The sequence below is a fragment of the Desulfurispirillum indicum S5 genome (assembly GCF_000177635.2).
Classification (GTDB): Bacteria; Chrysiogenota; Chrysiogenetes; order Chrysiogenales; family Chrysiogenaceae; genus Desulfurispirillum; species Desulfurispirillum indicum.
Genome location: NC_014836.1, coordinates 1343952 through 1363747, shown reverse-complemented (window position 1 = coordinate 1363747; position 19796 = coordinate 1343952). Strand labels below are relative to the sequence as shown.

The window sequence follows — 19796 nt, the reverse complement described above, 5'->3', positions numbered from 1 at the left end:
CGGGAGGCTTTCCGCAGGAGGTGCGCGATGCAGGTTGAAAGCTATCAGGCTGTGTCACCTTCCGCAGGAGATCGGGCAGACGTCCTGCAGCAGCGACGTAATGCTGCTGTGGATCGGTTGGCTGCTGGTACCACTTCAGAGGGTGCGGTGGCGCGGCCACAGAAAAACAGTGGCCGTCAGGAAGCTCCCAGTCAAGAAGAACTTCAGCGTGCTGTTGAAGAACTGAACCGCAACATGAGCTTCCTGAATGTCTCCCGCCATTTTGAAGTGGAGGAGTCTACCGACACTTTGGTGGTAAAACTGATGGATAAGCAGACGGGCGAAGTCATCCGTCAGATTCCTTCAGAAGAAGCCATAAAGCGAATGTCCCATATGCAGGATTTTCTGGGTATGCTCTACGACGGCAATGCGTGACACATGAATTGAATTTTGCTACAAAGGCACTGAAAGGCGACTTTCAGTGCCTTTGCCTTTCCGGAACTTCCCCATACTGGAGGACATATGGCTATTTTCAATAACCCCCGTGAACGTGAGGCGGCAGCAGGCAAACTTTTCATACAGGCTACCGAACTGCACAAGGCTGGCCAGTTTACCGAAGCTCAGAAAATCTACTTCCAGATTCTCAAGTTTCACCCCACCCACTATGGTGTCCTCCACTACCTGGGGGTGCTGGCCTATCAGCACCAGAACTACCCGGAAGCGGAAAAATACTTTCTGAAATCCCTGGCCCTGAACCGTGAATCCTCCGATGGTTTTTTCAGCCTTGGCAACACCCTGAAACTGCAGGGGAAGCTCATGGATGCAGCCACTGCTTTTCGCAAGTCCCTCGCCCTCAAAGAAGACGATCACGAGTGTCATTACTGCCTCGGCCAGACGCTTGAGGAAATGGGGAAATGTGAAGAGGCCAAGGAATCCTACGCGCGGGCAGTGATTCTGAAAGAGGACTATCAGGAAGCCATGGATGCGCTCAACGCCCTGGTACTGAAAACACAGAGCCAGGGCTGATATTTCCACACCACCCCTGTCTGCATATCAGTATCTTCCGTTCCCCTGACTCTTCTCTTTTCAGGCTGATGCCGAACACCACGTACTCTTGGCCAAAAAAATTCTGCAGGGCTGTTCACAACCCCGCAGACGAAGATCATGCGGATTCCAGCAGCCGTTGACCCCTTTCCTGGGGCAGCATATCACTGGTGTTGAAGACGCCGAGCCGATTCTGCACATCGCTGGCCAGATGGGCCAGATCCGTAGAGGCGTGACCGACTTCTTCGGAAGCCTGGGCCGACTCTTCTGCCGCTGCCGAAATGGTCTGGATATCCGCACTGATCTGGTCAGACGTGGTGGACATCTCTTCCATGGCTGCCACATTCTGCTCTATGAGCACCTGCAGCCCCTCTATGCCGGCCAGTATCTCTTCAAAGGCCAGATCAGTCTGACGGGCCAGCTGATTTCCACTCTGGGCTCTGCCGTTGACATTTGCCATGGCTTTGGTCACCTGTTCCACACCGCTTTGAATACTCTGGACAATATTGATGATCTCCTGGGTCGACTCGGTGCTTCTTTCGGCTAATTTACGCACTTCATCTGCCACCACGGCAAATCCACGTCCAGCTTCTCCGGCACGGGCCGCTTCGATAGCGGCGTTCAGGGCCAGCAGGTTGGTCTGATCGGCGATATCATTGATCACCTGTATGACTTCTTCCACTCGTGCAGCTTTCTCTTCCAGAGCGTGGGCAGCCTGTGTGGCCTGTTCGGCTTCACCGGCGATGGCTTCCATCTCACGGGTTGACTGCTGGACGATCTGCCCACCCTTACGCGCCTGGCCCAGAGCTTCGATGGAATTTTCCTGAATGGATGCGATATTGCGGGTGGTTTCATTGACGGTCTGGGACATCTGCAGGGTTGCCGAGGCTATCTGGGCAATGCTTTGGGCCTGACTGTTCATGCCTACGCTCATCTGTGAAGAGGAGCTGCTGAGCTGCTCACTGGCGGAGGCAACGCCCTGAGAGGACTCGCGTACCCCAATAACAATGTCATGGATGCGATCCAGGAATTGATTCACATACCCCGATGCTTCGGTAAGCTCATCTTTTCCCATCAGGGGAATACGCCGCGTCAGATCACCTTCACCGCTGGCAAGATCCCTGGCAACCCGGGCAATGGACGAAGAGGAGGTAATGATTGAGCGCATGATAAAGAACATGGGGATCATGAGTGCGATCACCAGCAGTACTATGGCTGTGGAGAGATTGCGCACCTGGGTCCAGAAGACTTTCTGGATATCATCTATATAGACCCCGGTTCCGATTATCCAACCCCAGGGCTCAAAACCCATGACATAGGAGGTTTTGGCTACAGGGTTGCTGAATCCAGGCTTCGGCCAACGGTAACTTACATGACCTTTCCCATCCTTGCGCACCATATCGACAAATTCCACAAAGAGGCGTACACCGTCGGGATCAGTCATACTGCTGAGGTCCTGTCCATCCAGGGCTGGGTTGGTGGGGTGCATGATCATGCGTGGCCGCATGTCGTTCACCCAGAAGTAGTCATCATCGCCATAACGTACCGACTTCAGGGATTCAAGCGCCGCCTGCTGCGCCGCCTGCTGCGTCATCCGACCTTCCTGCGCCAGCTTCCAGTAGTGCTCCACGACGGTATAATGTGATTCGGTGATATCCCGTACCGCGTCTTCCTTGGCCTGATAGAGGCTGCCATACAGGGCATTGAGTGAAAGGGTGATAAGCAACCCAAGACTTGCCACGGTGATAAGAATAAAGACAATCAATTTCCCCTTGATAGTGTAAAACGCCTGCATATGTAATCTCCTGAATGACGGTTATTGTGTAAAAACGTCTACGCCCCGAGGGCAGCTGGCTCATGGACTTCCAGACCGCTTTCAATACTGCCGATAATGGCCCGAAAATCGAGCATAAGGATTAACCGCCCATCCATGCGCACGACCGACTGCACACAGTCGCGCTCATTGTGTTGTTGGAAGTCGCGGCAGGACTCCATTTTTGTGTTTTCGATCTGATAGATCCGATTGACGGAATCCACCAGAAAGCCATGGAAGTGCTCGCCAAACTGGGTCACAATCACCCGCTTTTCGCTCAAAGGGGCATTGGTTTCGGCTCGGAGCCAGCTGGCAAGATCAACCAGGGGAATGATGTGCTCACGCAGATTGAAAATACCCAGCACACTGGGGTGAGAATTGGGATACTGGGTGGTTTCGGGCACTTTTATGATCTCCCGCACATGGCTGACATCTATGCCATAATGCACCGGATTGCGCCCCCCGCCACTGGTGCGGTGAAACAACTGAAATTCAATAATTTCCACGTCACTGCCTTTTACGGCCACGTGCTCCTGCTGACTCATATCAAAACTCCTTTCTCTTGCTGAATGCTTGCCTGGGGCTTATCCTGGGCACAGGGGTCGCCCTGAAACCCGATGGTCTGATGGATATTCCAGAAGGCTTCCTCAATATTCAGGAAAGCGCGTACTATAAAAGGATCAAAGTGTCCGCCCCCTTCACTGGCGATGATGTCACGGCAGACGCTGCGAGTGTAGGCGGGCTTGTAACATCGGGGGCTGCTGAGCGCGTCATAGACATCAGCCAACGCCACAATGCGGGCGCACACGGGGATATCCTCGCCGTTGAGAGCATAGGGGTAGCCCTTGCCATCGAAGCGTTCATGGTGGTAGACCACGATATTCCAGGCCGTCTGATAGGTGCAGACATCCATGTTCAGGCAGAGGTCGTCCAGAATATATCCACCAAACTCCGTATGCCTTCTGACGCGCTCCATCTGCTCATCTGTCAGAGGGCCAGCTCTATTCAGAATGGATTCGGGGATGCATACCTTGCCGATATCGTGAATATGGGAGAGTTCCACGGTGCGGCAGGCCTGCTCAGGAGTCAGCCCCTTCATTTCCATTCGCAACAGTTCGCTGGCCAGAATCTGGGTGAAGTAGCGCACACGCTTGATATGCCAGCTGGTTTCCGGGCAGTGGTGTCGTGTCACCTGGGCCAGCTGTCGGATAAATATTCGGCTGGATCGGATCGACCTCATCATGGGACACCTCTTTTCAGGCCGGATTCAACAGATGCGTGCTCACCTGATTTTCATGGATGGTAAAGCGGTCGGTCAGCAGCTGCAGTGATTCCGCCTGGGCCTGCAGATCATTGACTGTGCGGGCCACTTCCACAACGACCGATGAACTCTCCTCCACTCCGGAAGCAATCATCTGAACATTGGACGAAATATCCCGAATGGCCTGATACTGCTGCTCGACCGCAGAGGCTATGGCATCATTCGACTCCACAATCTCTTCCACTGAATTGACAATATGGTTAAAGGTTTCATTGGTGCGCTCCATGGCCACCGAACCTTCGCGTACTCGGTTCTCGGTGGCCCCCATTCCGTCGGAAATACTGCTGGCTTGACTTTTGACAGCGTTGATGATCTGCTCAATATCCAGAATGGACTCCTGGGTCTTTTCCGCCAGCTTGCGAACCTCATCGGCAACCACAGCAAATCCACGCCCAGCGTCTCCAGCTCGAGCTGCTTCGATAGCGGCGTTGAGGGCCAGCAGATTGGTCTGCTCCGAGATATCGTTGATCACGGCAAGCACCTGGGTAATTTCTGCCGTCAGGGAACCAAGGTTCTGCACATCCTCGGCAAGTGCGTCGCTCTGACGCTGGACAGCCTGAATAGCGCTGACGGCTTTGGCAACCATTTCACGGCCCTCGTTGGTCTTCTCCATGGCATTGCGGGACTTTTCCTGACTCAGCTCCACATTGTTTTTCACCTCCAGGGCTGTGGCATCCATCTCCTCAAGAGCACTGGCCACACTGGCAATCTGTGCCGACTGCTCGTTGAAGGTCGATGAGAGCTGCTCTGTAGTGGCCGAAAGCTCCGAATTGCCCGATGCCACACTGTAGGCACTGGATTTGACGTCAAAGACAATGTCGTGGATCTTGTCCACAAAAAGATTGAAATGCCCGGAAAGCAGACCCAGTTCATCGCGGCTTGTCACCTGTATACGCTGGGTCAGATCTCCATCGCCGCTGGCGATATCCTCCACCAGTCCGCACAGCACCTTTATCTTTCGTATAATCAAACGGTGAAGCAGAATACCCAGAGTCACCATAAAGAGAATCACCAGTGCCCCGGTAATTCCCTGGGAGACACGAACAATACCCCGCGACGCATCCACTGCCGCCATCACACTCTCTAGGGACTCACCAATAATGAACACACCCACCTGCTGAGCCTGGAAGTCCAGAACCGGCTGATGGGTGAAGAAAAACTGGCGTCCGCTCTGGTGGGAGTGGCCAAAGAGTGCAGATGATGAAATACGCTCAAAGTCCTGAAAGAATTGGTCATGTATCTGATTTTGAGCCAGCACCAGATTGCCACTGCGCCGGTTTCCGGCCATTTCTGTCGCAACGCTCAACTGATCGGCATTCATCATCAGAATAAGATGACGGTTCTTCTGCGCCATGGCCTGCACCACCGAGTTCATCCCCTGAATGACTTCCAGGGAACCAACATACGTCTGACCATCAAAGATGGGAACAATGGATCGGTGGGTCATGCCGGCGCGCCCCACCTCAAAGGCAACCAGAGCCTTACCGGTGCGCTTCACCTCATGGAGTGTCTGTCGAAAACCACTCAGATCATCACCATGGCTGGCAGGATTCCATGAACGCAGAAAGGAGCGCAGATCCGCCGTGTGAATATGCACACGCACATTCTGATAATTGGATTGATTGCGCAGTGATTCAGAAATGGCTGCGAGAGTGGAAATACTCAACTCACGATTACCACTGACCAGGGATTCAATAATCCGGTCATTACTGGCGATGGTCAAAGCTGTCGTCAACCCCACATCATTCTTGGTGACCAGCTGCTCATGGAGCATCTCGTGCAGAAAATCACCCCGCTCCGCCAGCACAGCGCGCTCCACGTCATTGCCAAGACGCTCCAGGTACCAGAAAGTACCTCCGAAAATAACTAAACCAATAATAAGAATGGAACCCAGAATTTTTTGTCCAAGAGACCAGGATATCATGATGCTCCTCCTCCACTTCCACTGTTTGCCGTGGAATACCGCAAGGAGCATGCCAGGATGATTGCCTTTATTTAAAAGAGGTTACAACTATCGTGACAGTCAAACATAATTGACCAGAGACACAAAAAAACACAGATATGACAGTAAAGAGAGGAGATAGCGAGAATATTGACACCTCTGGGCCGGTCAAGCATGCTTGACCGGCCGGCTGCTGGAATCAAACAGACTGCCCAAAACACCACTATTTTATGCAGGGTGGTGTTTCATAGTATGCTGCCAAAAAAGTTTTACGAACTCCTTCTTCAGATTCAGACGCTCGTTGCAATCGGTAGTGTTTGCGCGATAAGCAGCGCCCTTGCGACACAGCAGCAAAGCGTTGTCACCGGAAAATTCTAAGGTGTAGTTCCCTGCGTCACAATCAGGGAAGCAGAAGATACAGTTTCCAGAAGATCCTTTAATGCCTTTTAAAGGTTAGAATCCAGTGGCAGGAGATTGGTCAAAGAGTTGGTCAGGGGCTCGGATTACTGAGAAGCTGGTACCTGGCAGTAAATATGGCAGAGCCCAAGATGGAAAGGTACACAGAATCATCTGACAAAAGAGAAAAAATCATATCGGCAGCTGGGCTAGTGAGAAAATCCTCAAGGATCTCCAATGGAGGAGGTGGACAGCAGGGAAGATTACTCCCACTGTTTTTATCGACGATATGGCTCACCCACGGGATCTCCTCTGACAGAGGGGTGAGAGAAAATAAGAATGAATAATGAAACAAGAAGTTCGGCTTACGCACCGCGAAAACGGAAGAGGGGATAGCGCCAGGAAAGCTCAAGAAAATCATCGCACACGCGCCACGAAAACAGCACGTTCTTGGTGGCGTGCAGGTACTCCTGCCACAGGTTCAGTGTTCCGTTGTCTGAAAGGCGAGTCGCGTCCTTCTCACCACAAATCGGTGAAAGCCGCATTTCCAGCACCAGGTCACCTCCGTGCTGATACAGAGCTGTTCGCATGCAGGTATTCTTCTGTGGCGAAACCTGTTCCAGCAACTTCAGCAGAATACTTAAATGAATCATGAATACCTGCTGTCGCTGTTCAAAGACCAGCATCCCGTCAGGTGGACAATGCTCCCATCCCTGACCATGAGAAGAATGGTGACAATCAGCTTCTGCCAGGGGCTGACAGCTCCAGGAAAGCGATATCCTGCGGCTGCGCAGTTGATCAGCGGCAAGCTCAAAGACTTCGCGCATCAGCATGCGCATGTCAAACGCGGTCGCCACGTGTTGAAAATCCTGCAACTGTTCTGTCTGGGCGAGTATCTGCATGATTTCATTGACACTGACCTGGGCCTTTTCCTGCCAGCGCCGACCAGCCGGACTGACATCCTGCTCACTGTCTATACTCAGGAGTGCCAGTGCCAGCATATTCATGGGCTTGCGAATTCGGCTGGCAACCGTGCCCATGCCACTGGCCATGGTGCGGGTAGAGATGGGCAGCCCACGATAGAGACTTGAGCCGCAGGCAAACTCCACCGGCTCCAGGAACACAGTGTACCCTTGGTAGCCCTGAAATGTACCATCTTGTCGAAAGCATGGTTCACCTACGGTATGCACACGCCACCAGACGCGCTCCTGAGCATTCAGGTGATGGGTAGCCCTGAAGGGACGATGATGCGCAAATGCTTCCTGCCATTGGCGTTTCAGCTGCTCGTGATCATCGGGGTGGGAGTCTGTGAGCCAGTTCTGATGAAAAGATGCCGGAGAGATTATCCGGGGAAATACTCCGTCAACCGCATCACGGAAGGTTCCGTCAGCATCGCACTGCCACAGCGTCAAAGCGCAGTGGAAGCCTAAATTCTTCTGCCCATTCCCGCCCTCTCCATGGTTTTGCATGGTCACCTCCAGTTTCAACAGAAACCAGCAATATCCATGCCACAGCAAAACCAATGGTTCAAATGCTTTCGAGATCAGACAATCCCCCATCGCGTCAACCAGGATTGACATTCCGGAACGACTACCGAGAACTTACTTTTTATGAAGGCGTTAGTCGAGTTCCACCTGCTTGACCCGTCAAGCAGGGTTGACGGAAGAGATCCTGAAGCCACTGCAAGCTCTTCAGGATGTATCCCCTCAGGTTCTGCACCTTTGACATGAGCGTAAAACAGTAAATATTTTGCTTACGTCAAAATGACAATATCGTAAACGAAAAGAGGAGTACCAGATGAGTCAAGCGTGCAAAATCATTACTGTTCTCGCGCGGCAAACATCAGGACAATAATACCTTAAGCAAAGACGACAAGATGCGTAACTTCAGTTAAGTATTTTCTTTTTGAGTTTCTGATTAAGCGCCTGCTTCGAAATTCCCAACAGGGTTGCCGCCTTTGCCTGCACGCCACAGGTGATGTCCAGGGCATTGGAAACGGCAAATGCTTCCAGCTCTTTGAGTGTAGGAAAGTAGCCGAACAGATGTACCAGCGAGTTGCCTTCCCCGTTGGTCACCATGGGTGAAAAGCCATGGGTCTCATGCAAGCTGCTGTTTTCCCGCACCATTTCCATGAAATGGGTAACGCCCAGGGTGCCTTCATGGCAGCGAGCGACAGCATCAAACACCAAAGCCTCAAGTTCCCGCACATTTCCTGGAAATGGGCAGCTCTTCAGGAAGGCAACCACTTCCCCACTGATAGCCGGTGCCTCGCAGCCGTAACTGCGGGCGGTCTTTTCCACGAAGTGATGCAGCAGAAGGGGAATATCTTCACGACGCTCCCGCAGTGGAGGAATTCGCACCAAATGCGTGCGGATACGATAGAACAGATCCTTGCGAAAGCTTCCGTCGGCAACAGCACTGACCAGGTCACGGTTGGTGGCCAGCACCACTCTGGCGTTGGTAGTGCTGGGAGTATCCGAGCCCAGCGGGTAGTAAGTACCCTCCTGCAGCAGGCGCAGCAGTTTCACCTGACTCGCCTCACTGAGATCTCCAATTTCATCGAGAAAGATGGTGCCATTCTGCGCCCTGGCAAGCAGCCCTTCGCGCGTCTTCTCCGCACCAGTGAAGGCGCCTTTCGTATGCCCGAAGAGGGTATCGGAAAACATGGTGTCATCAAGGCCGGCAATATTTATGGGGACAAAAGCCCCCGGTCTTTGCGAAACCTTGTGAACAGCGCGCGCAAAGAGCTCCTTACCACTGCCGGTCTCCCCGTTGATCAGAACGGGTTGCATACTTTGGGCAACGGCACCAATGTACTTGAAAAGGGTTTTCATGCGCGGGCTCTGGGTTACGATTTCTTCGAAGGCAGCAGGGGTGCTGTCGAGGCTTTCCAGCAGGCTTTCACGCATGCGGGAAACCTGAGCGCGCAGTTGACTGACTTCTACCGCCTTCTGAACAGTTGCCATAAGTCTGCTTTTGTCAAAGGGTTTGACAATATAGTCAAAGGCACCGGATTTCATACATTCAATAGCTGTCTCCACGTCATTGACTGCCGTCATGACAATGGCGGTAAGCTCAGGAAACTCCATCATCAACTGCGCCAGCAGTTCCTGCCCTGACAGATGGGGCATCATGAGGTCAAGAATGACTACGGACGCCCCCTGCTGCCGCACGGCGTCCAGGCCCTGTCGGGGATCACAGAGTGTGGTTATGTTACGGTAACCGGCGGATCGCAGGGCTACTTTGGCAGAAAAGAGGCTGTCTTCCTCATCATCTATAATGACCAGTGGCAATTGAAAAAATGACATAAACCTCCCCTGATTGCTGATGTTTTTCTGATTTCATCAATACTGGGCCAGTATTCCGGCGATGACTGAGCGCAAATCACTGAAGTCGATGGGCTTTTGCAGTATGTGCGTGACTCCTGACCGGTGACAGCGCTCCAGTATCTTGCGGTCACTGGTTGCGCTGAGAATAACAGTCGGATGCGCAATATTCTGGGAACGGAGCTCTTCAAGCAGTGAAGCGCCATCAAGGACTGGCATGACCAGGTCGAGTATCAGAAGTGCAGGCGTCCGATCACTACCCATGAAATCCAGTGCCTTGCGTGAATCGCTGAAGGTGTGAATATCCTGAAAATAGAGCCGCAGTGGCAGCCTGATAGTATCGAGCATATCCTGTTCATCATCAACTACGATCACCCTCTTGAGTTCAGTGCTTCTCACTGCTCACCCCCTTTGCCTTGCGACTTACTGGCAGGCTCACCGTAAACGTGGTTCCGATTCCCGGTGAAGAATCTACACGTATGCTGCCCATATGCTCTTCAATAATCGACTGGCAGATGGCAAGACCAAGGCCGGTACCACCTGCTGCGTATTTTGTAGTAAAAAAAGGTTCAAAGAGGTGCTTCAGGGTATCCGGCTCTATACCGCACCCAGTATCGCTGACCGTCACTTCAACCATGCTGGTATCCGCGTTGAACCGGCTCGCCACAATCACTTCCTCCTGCATGCCATGGGTTGCCTCAAGGGCATTCATGACCAGATTGATGATCACCTGCTCAAGACGTGGTCCACGTCCGCGCAACAGGGGAAGTTGATCTGTCAGTTCCAGCCGGAACTGCTCCCCATGTTTCCTGATCTCATTGGCCATCATGGTCAGTCCATCGCGAATAACCTGATTGATCTCCACATCGTCCCGGAGAGTGGCTTTCTCCTGTGAAGAAAACTCCTTCAGGTGATCGACGATGACTTTGATGCGCTGTGACCCACGATGAATACGGGACAACATCTGTGGAATCTCGTCACGAAGTTCATCAAAGGTGAAACCGCCGGCATGCAAGGGCTGGTGAGCATGCATGCGTTCGAGGAGCATGGAGATATCGCCCCAGATATCCTGCAGAACAGAGGTGTTCAGCATAATAAAATTATTCGGGTTATTGATTTCATGGGCCACTCCGGCGCTGAGCTGACCCATGAGAGAAAGATGGGCCGCGCGCATGGCCTCCTGCTGCATATGGGTGCGTTCGGTGACATCACGTCCGACGATAATCACCGTATCGAAAGTGGAGTCGTGAAAATTGGCAGGAACCGCGTTGATTTCCCAGATACGATTTCCGGAGAGATATTTGGTCTGGCTGGCTGGTGTTGAGGTTTCAAAAACCTGGCGCACGGGACACTCCGAACACGGTTCGCTGGAATCGGCGATCAGGTGGTGGCAATGATTGCCGGTTATGACTTCGGGATCACGCCCATAGAGGAAACGGGCCGCGTCATTCACCCATCGAATGGTGTACTGACGGTCGATCTCCGCAATGGCGTCCGGTATTCCGTTCAGCACAGCCACAAAACGCTCGGAGAGATTGCGATGTTTCTCCTCACTGGCCGTGAGTTCCTGTTCCACCCGCTTCACCCTGGTAATATCGTGCACGGTGCCCGTCATCGTGACGGCGCGGCCATCACGGAAGATCACCTCTCCCTGCTCCCGGACGACACGCTCTTGGCCATCGGGCAGCAGAATCCGATGATCGATATCATAAGGGGAACCGTCGGCAACACTTGCGTTTACCGCGGCAACAACTCTCTGGCGGTCACAGGGGTGGACCCGCGCAAGAAAAGCATCATAGGTGGCTGTGAACTGCTGGGGCTTCAGGCCGAAAATCCGATAGATCTCATCGGACCAGTGCAGGGCGTTGTTTTCAATATTCCACTCCCAATTACCCACACTGGCAATGCGCTGAGCCTCGCGCAGGCGATATTCGCTTAACTGCAGCGCGCGGTTGAAACGTCGCTGATTGCGAACCAGCAGCAGCAGAAAGAGGACAAAGGCACCTGCCCCGATACCCCCAACGGCAAACCCAATGGTTTGCAGTGAATAGCCACCGTCATAGATTCGTCCATACCAGTGATGGTAAATCCGGTCATAGTCACCACTGGCCCGAACACGCCGCAATCCTTCATTGAGCAATTCAAGCAGCTCGCCATTGCCCTTTGCCACAACCATTGACCAGGTCAGAGTACGCAGGGGCGTTCCCACTTCCTTGACACTGTCCAGCACATTCAGGCGATGGGCATAGAAGAGGATAATCTGCCGGGGAAAGATAAAGGCGTCAACATCACCGGCAACCAGGTGGTAGATACCTTCTGCGGGAGTATCTGCCATGAAACAATCGATATAGGGAAATTGCTTAAGGTAAAGATGGGTTATATGCTGATCGATACAGGCAACTTTCTTGCCACTCAGGGATTCCAGGTCGACAATATCAAAACGTTCCGGTCGAACGAATATGACTTCGGGCATCTCCAGGATGGGGTCACTGAAATCCAGGAATTCGGCGCGCTGAGGGGTCCAGGCGGTATCGTGAATCAGGTCTATACGACCCTGTTCCAGCCACTGCAGCACTTCGGAATAACGGGATGAGTGCTGGTAGCGGGTACGCAATCCCATGGCATCGGCAACAGCCGAAGAGAGATCACGTCCAAAACCCTGCAGCCGACCCTGCTCATCCAGCATATTCACCGGAGGGAAGTTATTACTGCTCCCGATAGTCAGCGTATCAGCGGCAAAGGTATACAGGGGCACCGTACTCAGCAGCAGCACCACCAGCCCACGCGCACATCTGACAATGGAACGAAACAGAACCTGCATGACCCCCCCCCTCCAGGAACCCCTTCCTTTCGCGTGAAAAGCATCGCTATGGCAGCAATTTGAGCGAATGGCAACTATGTCATAACTATCTCAGCACTGTCAAGAAAAGCTCCTATTAGACCAACAGATAAATAATGTTACAATTCGCTACCATTTGATAACCGCTTAAATCCTCCGTAGGTTACTATTCTCCAGAGACATAGCGAAAAATCTTCCCCCAGGTTCTCCATAATCGCGATGAAGTACATTACACGGCCAACAAGATGAGATTCTCGCGATCGCTTGAACGGAAATAGTTTTTTTCAGAGTGGTTTCCTGAGTGATTGACAACGGGAAGAGCACTTCAGGGAGATACAGGGAGCACAATCGTGAAACAAGCGCCATTGTCGCGATTGGTTGCCATCAACTGCCCAGACATTTTCTCTCCTATGATGGTACGGGACAGGGAGAGGCCAATTCCAGTACCACCACGAGCTCCCTTTGTTGTCGTAAATGGTTCGAAAAGTTTGTGGGGAAGCAGCTCCTGAGCAATGCCGCCCGCATTATCACAGATACAGACTTCTGCTGCGTCACGGTGGGAGTGAAACGTGATCGTCAATATTTTCTCGTCACTCTGATGTTCATCGAAAGCATCAATTGCGTTATTCACGATGCAGAGGATTACCTGACGGTATTCACTGGTGTACCCTCTGACCATCAAAGTGACGGGCTCCTGCATTCGCAGTTTCACGTGACAGGCATCAAGGCGTGGTTTCAGGAGCATAAGCACGGCGTTGGTCTGCTGCCACAGGTCAAATGACTCAAGCTCGCTGGAAGCAGAATAGAACCGTCGGAAATCCGACACGGTCTCCGACATGTAGTCAACCTGGTCGAGGATCCGTGCAACATGGAAATCCATCTCCGCTGCGGTGAGTTCATTGTCACGGTAGATTTCCTGTAACTGCTGCGCAAGTATTGCGACATTATTGAGGGGCTGCTTCCACTGATGGGCAATGGTGTCGATCATCGACCCCATTTCGGCTTCTTTGGATTTCTGAATAAGAAGCGCCTCGTGCATGCGCTTTTCCTGCTGCAGCTGCCGTACCTCCGTGTTATCCCGCCACAACATCAAGAAGTGTTCAGAGTCCTTCTTTCCTATATCGGTAATGATCACTTCAATGTTCTTTGTCTGTCCGCCTGGAACCGTAATATTCCAGGCGAAGCGAGCCTTGCGCTGCTGCTTGAGCTGCATCAGCATTGACTGGGGAGCGACAGATTCCTCCTGAGCTCCCAGCAGCTGTGTGGTTTGAAACAGTTTCCACGGTCGCACACCGATAAGTTCGCGAATATCAACTCCCAGGATAGCGCCAGCTGCGGGATTCGCACTGATAACCTGTCCTTGCCCATTCAACAGCAGCACTCCATCAGGCGACTGTTCAACCAGCGTCTGATACCTGCGCTCCAGCTGCATTCGCTGGGAGAGTTCAGCTTCTATTTCCTTCACCATGCGGATGCTGAAGTCCTGCAACATGATTTCATGTTCTTTGTGCTCCGTAATATCATCGGCAACTCCAACCCAGCCAGTAAACTCACCTCGATCATCGTGAAGAGGAAAGGTGCGGGCATGGATCCAGCGAACCCGGCCATCAGCGCGAATAATGCGATACTCAAGGTCAAAACCCAGCCTCTGCTCACTCAGGGTGTATATGGTTTCCTGGGTCGCCGCTCGATCATCCGGATGAAGCGCATTCAGGAAAGAAGCAGGAGCATCATAGAGACTTTGACAACTGTAGCCCCAAACCTTTTCATAGGCGGGACTGATGTAGTTGACACAATCGGGGGAACTTACCCAGAAGACCGTATCCGTGTGCTCCGCGAATTGTTGAAGCCACAGCTGACTTTGATCCAGGTGGCGCTTCGCCTCGTGCAGTGCCGTAATATCAATGGCCGTCGTCACGACCATTGAGGGCTCAGGGATATCGTGAAAAAAGAGGGGCTCACTGTTGCACAGCAACCAGGTAACCTGTTGATTTTGACGTACAACACCCATAACCACATTGCGCTGGGGAAGGCCGGTGCGCAGGGCTTTCTGGGTCGGACGTTCCTCACTGGGAAAATCCGAACCGTCTGGATAGATAGCTGGGCGATTCAGTCGGGTCATGCTGCTTCCCAGCAACTGACCAGGCTCAAGACCCAGTATGCGTTCAATAGCAGGATTACAGGAAACAATGGTGCCATCAGCCTGCTGAATTGTCACCCCCTCGTTCATAACCCCGATAACGGCCCGATAGCGCTCTTCGCTCTCGCGCAGCGCGTCCTCGGATGCCTTGCGCCGGGTGATATCCTGGCACGTTGCCAGCACGGTCAATTTCCCGTTAATGGTGATGGTCTTCAGGGTCACCTCTTCCCAGAGGGGGAGACCGCTGACATGATGGCGTTTCCACTCCACACACAGGGAACCTTCTGCGACGGCTCTGCGCACCAGCTCTCTGGCGTCAGCCAAGGAATACGGTGACGCACTCCAAGAAGACTCTGCGTTGAGATCAGCAGTGGCAGCTACGCCAGAGGATTCCAGTGCCGCCGAATTGGCATCCAGGATTTCCGCTGTAACGGGATGGAAAATGAGCACCCTGGCGCTCAGACTGTCCAGCAGTTCACGATAGAGGCGCTTTTGGGAAGCCAGCCGCAGACTCAGCTGAATATGCAAAGCTCCAAGAACTGCCGCCAGCAGCAGCAGTACCGTAAGAGTCGGAAGCGCGAAGGGATGATACTGGCGCAGGTGTTCACAGGAAAAAACAGCCGGTGGTGGGGTGGCACTGGCAGCGGCAGGGAGAAAAACCCAAAGAAGAAATGCGGCGAAGGTGACTACGCATATACGACTCACGAAAAAACGAAGTACCATAACAACCCACTATTGAGAACTCTCGACAGTTTGTAACAGATTATGCCGCTCACCACAACTTCTAACAGATTGACGAAATACCTCACATCAGCAGGCAATCGAAAATACACCGCTGCCGGACGTGGACAAATCGCGGAAAGAGGTGGAGTCTCCTGCATAGCAGTGACGAGCAATGCCAGGCAACGCAGCTGATGGGTGCTTTACCGTTGCGGAACACTATGAACGCAGAGCTTGCCGCCACGGCAGAGGCAAATACAAACCAAAAGCCAGGAAGGGCGGGAGTCTGCGGACCCAAAGTCGTGGAAGCCACTCACGCGTACAGTGAGGACAAAGTCAAGGGACGGCATCTTTCATCCTGATTCGGTTGCGAAAGCTGCGCTGTGGTGTTCTCTCAGTGGTGGTGCAGGAGCTGGTGAGGTACCAGTGAGTGGGGCTTTTCCTGTCCATGGGCGCACATCAACCCTTCATCGGCCATAATCGCTCGGGGTTCGCCATCGGCCACGATAGCACCATCATCTATCAGGATCACCCTGGTACAGACCTCCAGAATCAGCTCCAGGTCGTGGGAAGCCAACAGCATGGCGTGGCGAGAGCGTTGCAGCAGACCGATAAGCTGGCGGCGAGAGCGTATATCGAGACTGGCACTGGGCTCATCATAGAGCACCAGACGGGGCTCCATGGCCAGAGCACCGGCGATGGCAACCATGCGCTTCTGGCCCACGGAAAGATGGTGCACCGCCTTCTGGGCAAACGCGGATGTTCCCGTCCGCTCCAGAGCGTCAGCTACCCGCTTTTCCACAGTGACATTATCCAGCCCCATGTTGCGAGGACCAAATGCCACATCTTCACGAACTGTCGGGCAGAAGAGCTGATCGTCGGACTGCTGAAAGACCAAAGCCATGTCAGGATGAAACTGCCCGATTCGCAATGGCTTTCCCATAAAGTCAATACAGCCCTGCTCTGCCGCGAGGATACCGCTGATCAGCAGAAACAACGTACTCTTCCCTGCTCCGTTGGGCCCGATCACACCGACTTTTTCTCCAGGCAGAACTTCCAGATTCAGAGCTCTGATGACATGGGGCGTATCGGGATAGGAGAAGCACAGCCCTTCAATACGCAGTACCGGAGTATGAGATTCAGCCATGGGAATATCCTGCCTGTAATTGAAGAAATATAATAAACGCGCAGACCACAAGCACCAGCCCCAGCAACACCAGGTGGCGCCAGGGAGGAAACGGGTGACCTGTCGGTCTGCCCAGGTGGTAGCCACGCAGGATCATCGCCTGGTAGACCCGCTGGGAACGCTCATGGCTGCGCAGAAACAGACTGCCCCACAGCCAGGCCATGGTGCGCAGTGACAGAAGTGACCATGGTTTTATCGAGTAACCGCGCAGGGTCATGGCGGTGGTCATGCGTCCATGGTCATCGGCAATGACATGGAAATACCTCAGCACAAGCCCGGCCATATCGGCCATCACCGGCGGCAGCCCCAGGGACTTCAAGGTATTTATTGTTACCTCCAGGGTCATGGTTCCTATCATCGCGAACACCACCATCATGATGGCATAAAAGCGGGCCGCAATCAAAAGAGCGGCGTGCGTCCCCTCACGGGAGACACTGACCATCCCGAGATCCAACAGCACCGTCTGGCCACCAGCAAAGGGGAGGAAAATCACCATGGCCACAATAATGAACGATGGCAGACGCAGACGGTTGAAGAGGGCCATTGGCCCAAGGCCCGCCAGCACTGAACACGCAAACCCAACCCCCAGAATCAGTGGCAGCAAATGCAGCGCTTTGACAAAGGAAAAGCTGAAGGCCAGCACCAGGGCAGCCAGCAAACGACAACGCGGATCCCAACGGTGGAGAAAACAAAAACACCCCATGGATCGTGCTATGCCTCCATGTTTTCGTCGAGCAGCGCAGGGCTGGTTCGCTGAAAATAGTGCACCAGCCAGGCACAGAAGGCACCCTCCAGGAGGACTAAAGGAATATGCACCAGCACCAGGACGAGCAGAGCCGCCCGTTCAGCGGCAGCGTCTATATGTACTGGCATCCACAGGAGTACGGTTGATGCAAAAATGATGACTGCCAGCACCGACCCCAGGGAGCCCACAAAAAAAGCCAGTCCGAGATACAGGAGGTTGCCGCCACGCATGGCCACAGGACGCATCATCCGATAAACCCCACTGGCCACCAGTGCAGGAATACCAATGATCAGGGAATTTATGCCTATGGTGGTCAGCCCGCCATGACCCAGCATGATTGCCTGCAGAAAAATGGCGATGACCACCGCTGGCAGCGCGTAATAGCCCAGCATAACACCCAGTATGCCACTGAGCATAAGGTGCGCGCTGGTGGGAGGGATGGGAATATGCACAGTGGAGAGGACGAAGAAAGCTGCCGTAAACAGTGCCGCGCGGGGAATCCCTTCCCGGGGGTCTGCCATGCGGTTGATTCTTGCTACTGCCACTGCCGTCAGGCCAATAGTGAGCGCAAAAGCTCCAACAGTTACCGGCAGTGGCAATATGCCGTCAGGAATATGCATGACTCTTCTTTCCTTTGCGGAAATAGAGCGCCGTTCCCACAGCACCCCAGACGACCAGGCCGAACATGAGAAGGGTGCGCAGTCTTCCTGTTTCTGTACGGGAAGTAATGGTAATATCCTCATCGCCCAGATCAACATGGATCATGGCCCCATGGCCCGCCTGTCGCAGCTGAATGCTCCAGGTACCTGAAATCTGCTGATCCGGGGTAACGCGCACATGCCCCTGCTCATCGGCCACAGTGGTCAGCCAGGGCGTGCGGGGATTCTGAGGCGAAAAGACCACCACCTGGGCGCCAGCCATGGGCGTGCCATCCTCATAGATAGCTTCCACGAAGATCACCCTCTGGATTTCCGTACGGGTAACCACACCATGCGCATGGGCAATACCCGAGCTCAACAGAAAAGCACAGAGAACCAGCAGGGCAAACCGCATTGACACGGTAGTGCCCGAAACGATTACCATCGGTGATATTCCGGAATATCTGGGGGAACAACAAGAGCTCGCACTGGACATAAAAAAGCCTCCTGGGATCTGCCCCGGATACGGAAGAACCCAGAAGGCGTCGTGGCTGTTAACCCCAACGTCTCTGCGCACCCGCCTTCCATACCCGGGAAGGGTCGTGTGTACTTTCCGGCAGGTCTCCTGGCTTGCGAATCATCCTCCAGATCGCCTTCCCGGCACGGGCCAGTGGCTTGTGATCCATCGTCATCGCTTACAGTGGCGGGTCCGCGGGGGATTTGCACCCCTCTTCCCTTTTCACCCGGATACGGGCACCGAAAATGAGAACTAAACGTGTTTACGGTACCTGTACCCATTTGTCAAGATACCTGCCATTGCACCTCTTCAGCAGTGACTCAGTGCCATTGGACACTGCAGTGTCCTTCGCCGGCATGACCCACATGCATACCCTGAAGCTTCAGTCTGTCAGCGCCAGCGGCGAAAACAGCAAAGCCGATACCTTCGAGATTCACATCATCGTCAGCATCCTTGTCGGCTCTGCCGAATATATGATCAAAGTGAAACGTCATTTCCAGATCACCGTCTTCGTCCTTACTGACAAATCCCTTGCGCTCATCACCCACAAATTCGCCACAGCGATAGGTGGCAACGTCATCGGAAGTTATCTGAAAGCTGACACTGCGACCATCCTTCCGGGCGGTGCCAATCAGCACCATAGACGCTCCCTTGAGCATGCCCGACTCCGCCTTGACAACCTGCCAGGAAAGGGCATTGTAGTGACCAGGCGTGACGTTCTCAACGACACCTACCAGCACTGGTGGCTCTTCCACGCTGCCGCGGGCCAGGTCAACCACATGAATCCCTTCCAGGGAAGCCTTGGCGCTGTAGGTGATGGCATCGGCCACCTCGGGGTCAAAGGGCGGGGTAGTCTGGTAGGCCGTGATATTCTGGAGCACCACAAAGGCGTGGTCAAAATTCAGCTGCCAGCCATCCTTGGTGAGTTTCGGACTCATAAACCCCTCGGCTATCAGTTCTTCGCCATTGGCAAAGAATTTCAGCGTTCCGGCAGAAGCCATGCTGAAGCATGACAGCAGCGCCAGGGTGCTGGCCAGGAAAAGCCCGGTAGATCGCATTGTTTTCTTCATGGAAAATCTCCCTGCAACGTGCATATACACGGTATTTCCTGCCACAACTACGCTTTATCGCTCGAAAAAGTCAAGAAAAATATTACGAAATTTATTTTCGTGTTACCAGATAAAGACGAA

General features: G+C 53.3%; 16 protein-coding genes and 1 riboswitch. Of the genes, 2 read left to right on the top strand and 14 right to left on the bottom strand.

Features of this window, described 5'->3' with window-relative positions; genetic code table 11:
• The first annotated feature begins 27 nt into the window (after positions 1-27).
• Together SELIN_RS06425 and SELIN_RS06420 are read left to right on the top strand one after the other, a co-directional pair.
• Positions 28-414 (top strand): flagellar protein FlaG, encoded by a 387-nt coding sequence (locus tag SELIN_RS06425; protein WP_013505855.1) that lies wholly within the window; start codon positions 28-30, stop codon positions 412-414.
• 87 nt (positions 415-501) lie between these two features.
• The gene (locus SELIN_RS06420; protein WP_013505854.1) at positions 502-1005 is read left to right on the top strand and encodes a tetratricopeptide repeat protein; all 504 of its coding nucleotides are present in this window, start codon (positions 502-504) and stop codon (positions 1003-1005) included.
• A gap of 136 nt (positions 1006-1141) precedes the next feature.
• Here SELIN_RS06420 and SELIN_RS06415 read toward each other — a convergent pair whose 3' ends face one another.
• From SELIN_RS06415 to SELIN_RS06345, 14 genes are all read right to left on the bottom strand, one after another.
• On the bottom strand, positions 1142-2818 hold the full coding sequence (locus tag SELIN_RS06415) for a methyl-accepting chemotaxis protein (RefSeq protein ID WP_013505853.1): 1677 nt from the start codon (positions 2816-2818) through the stop codon (positions 1142-1144).
• Between the two features lie 38 nt (positions 2819-2856).
• Positions 2857-3381 (bottom strand): chemotaxis protein CheW, encoded by a 525-nt coding sequence (locus SELIN_RS06410; RefSeq protein ID WP_013505852.1) that lies wholly within the window; start codon positions 3379-3381, stop codon positions 2857-2859.
• Positions 3378-4079, bottom strand: coding sequence for an HD-GYP domain-containing protein (locus tag SELIN_RS06405; RefSeq protein ID WP_013505851.1), 702 nt, complete (start codon positions 4077-4079; stop codon positions 3378-3380). The genes SELIN_RS06410 and SELIN_RS06405 overlap by 4 nt, the downstream gene beginning before the upstream one ends.
• A gap of 13 nt (positions 4080-4092) precedes the next feature.
• Complete coding sequence (locus SELIN_RS06400) at positions 4093-6081, bottom strand: methyl-accepting chemotaxis protein (protein WP_013505850.1); 1989 nt, start codon at positions 6079-6081, stop codon at positions 4093-4095.
• A gap of 779 nt (positions 6082-6860) precedes the next feature.
• Positions 6861-7964 carry a hypothetical protein gene (locus SELIN_RS06390; protein ID WP_013505849.1) on the bottom strand — a complete coding sequence of 368 codons (1104 nt, stop codon included), beginning with the start codon at positions 7962-7964 and terminating at the stop codon, positions 6861-6863.
• A 417-nt stretch (positions 7965-8381) separates the two neighbouring features.
• On the bottom strand, positions 8382-9803 hold the full coding sequence (locus SELIN_RS06385; protein WP_013505848.1) for a sigma-54-dependent transcriptional regulator: 1422 nt from the start codon (positions 9801-9803) through the stop codon (positions 8382-8384).
• Between the two features lie 36 nt (positions 9804-9839).
• The gene (locus tag SELIN_RS06380; RefSeq protein WP_013505847.1) at positions 9840-10220 is read right to left on the bottom strand and encodes a response regulator; all 381 of its coding nucleotides are present in this window, start codon (positions 10218-10220) and stop codon (positions 9840-9842) included.
• Positions 10207-12642 carry an ATP-binding protein gene (locus SELIN_RS06375; protein WP_013505846.1) on the bottom strand — a complete coding sequence of 812 codons (2436 nt, stop codon included), beginning with the start codon at positions 12640-12642 and terminating at the stop codon, positions 10207-10209. Before SELIN_RS06375 ends, SELIN_RS06380 begins: the two co-directional genes overlap by 14 nt.
• A 343-nt stretch (positions 12643-12985) precedes the next feature.
• Positions 12986-15523: a PAS domain S-box protein gene (locus SELIN_RS06370; RefSeq protein ID WP_013505845.1), complete on the bottom strand. Its 2538-nt coding sequence runs from the start codon at positions 15521-15523 to the stop codon at positions 12986-12988.
• Between the two features lie 391 nt (positions 15524-15914).
• On the bottom strand, positions 15915-16667 hold the full coding sequence (locus SELIN_RS06365) for an energy-coupling factor ABC transporter ATP-binding protein (RefSeq protein WP_013505844.1): 753 nt from the start codon (positions 16665-16667) through the stop codon (positions 15915-15917).
• Positions 16660-17409, bottom strand: a complete 750-nt coding sequence (gene cbiQ, locus SELIN_RS06360) for a cobalt ECF transporter T component CbiQ (protein WP_013505843.1) — start codon at positions 17407-17409, stop codon at positions 16660-16662. The genes SELIN_RS06365 and cbiQ overlap by 8 nt, the downstream gene beginning before the upstream one ends.
• An 8-nt stretch (positions 17410-17417) precedes the next feature.
• The gene (gene cbiM / locus SELIN_RS06355) at positions 17418-18071 is read right to left on the bottom strand and encodes a cobalt transporter CbiM (protein ID WP_013505842.1); all 654 of its coding nucleotides are present in this window, start codon (positions 18069-18071) and stop codon (positions 17418-17420) included.
• A complete protein-coding gene (locus tag SELIN_RS06350) occupies positions 18058-18510 on the bottom strand; it encodes a hypothetical protein (RefSeq protein WP_198007132.1) in 453 nt (150 codons plus the stop codon). The genes cbiM and SELIN_RS06350 overlap by 14 nt, the downstream gene beginning before the upstream one ends.
• A 177-nt stretch (positions 18511-18687) precedes the next feature.
• Positions 18688-18865, bottom strand: a riboswitch (cobalamin riboswitch).
• A gap of 61 nt (positions 18866-18926) precedes the next feature.
• Positions 18927-19676: a hypothetical protein gene (locus tag SELIN_RS06345; RefSeq protein WP_013505840.1), complete on the bottom strand. Its 750-nt coding sequence runs from the start codon at positions 19674-19676 to the stop codon at positions 18927-18929.
• Positions 19677-19796: the final 120 nt, after the last annotated feature.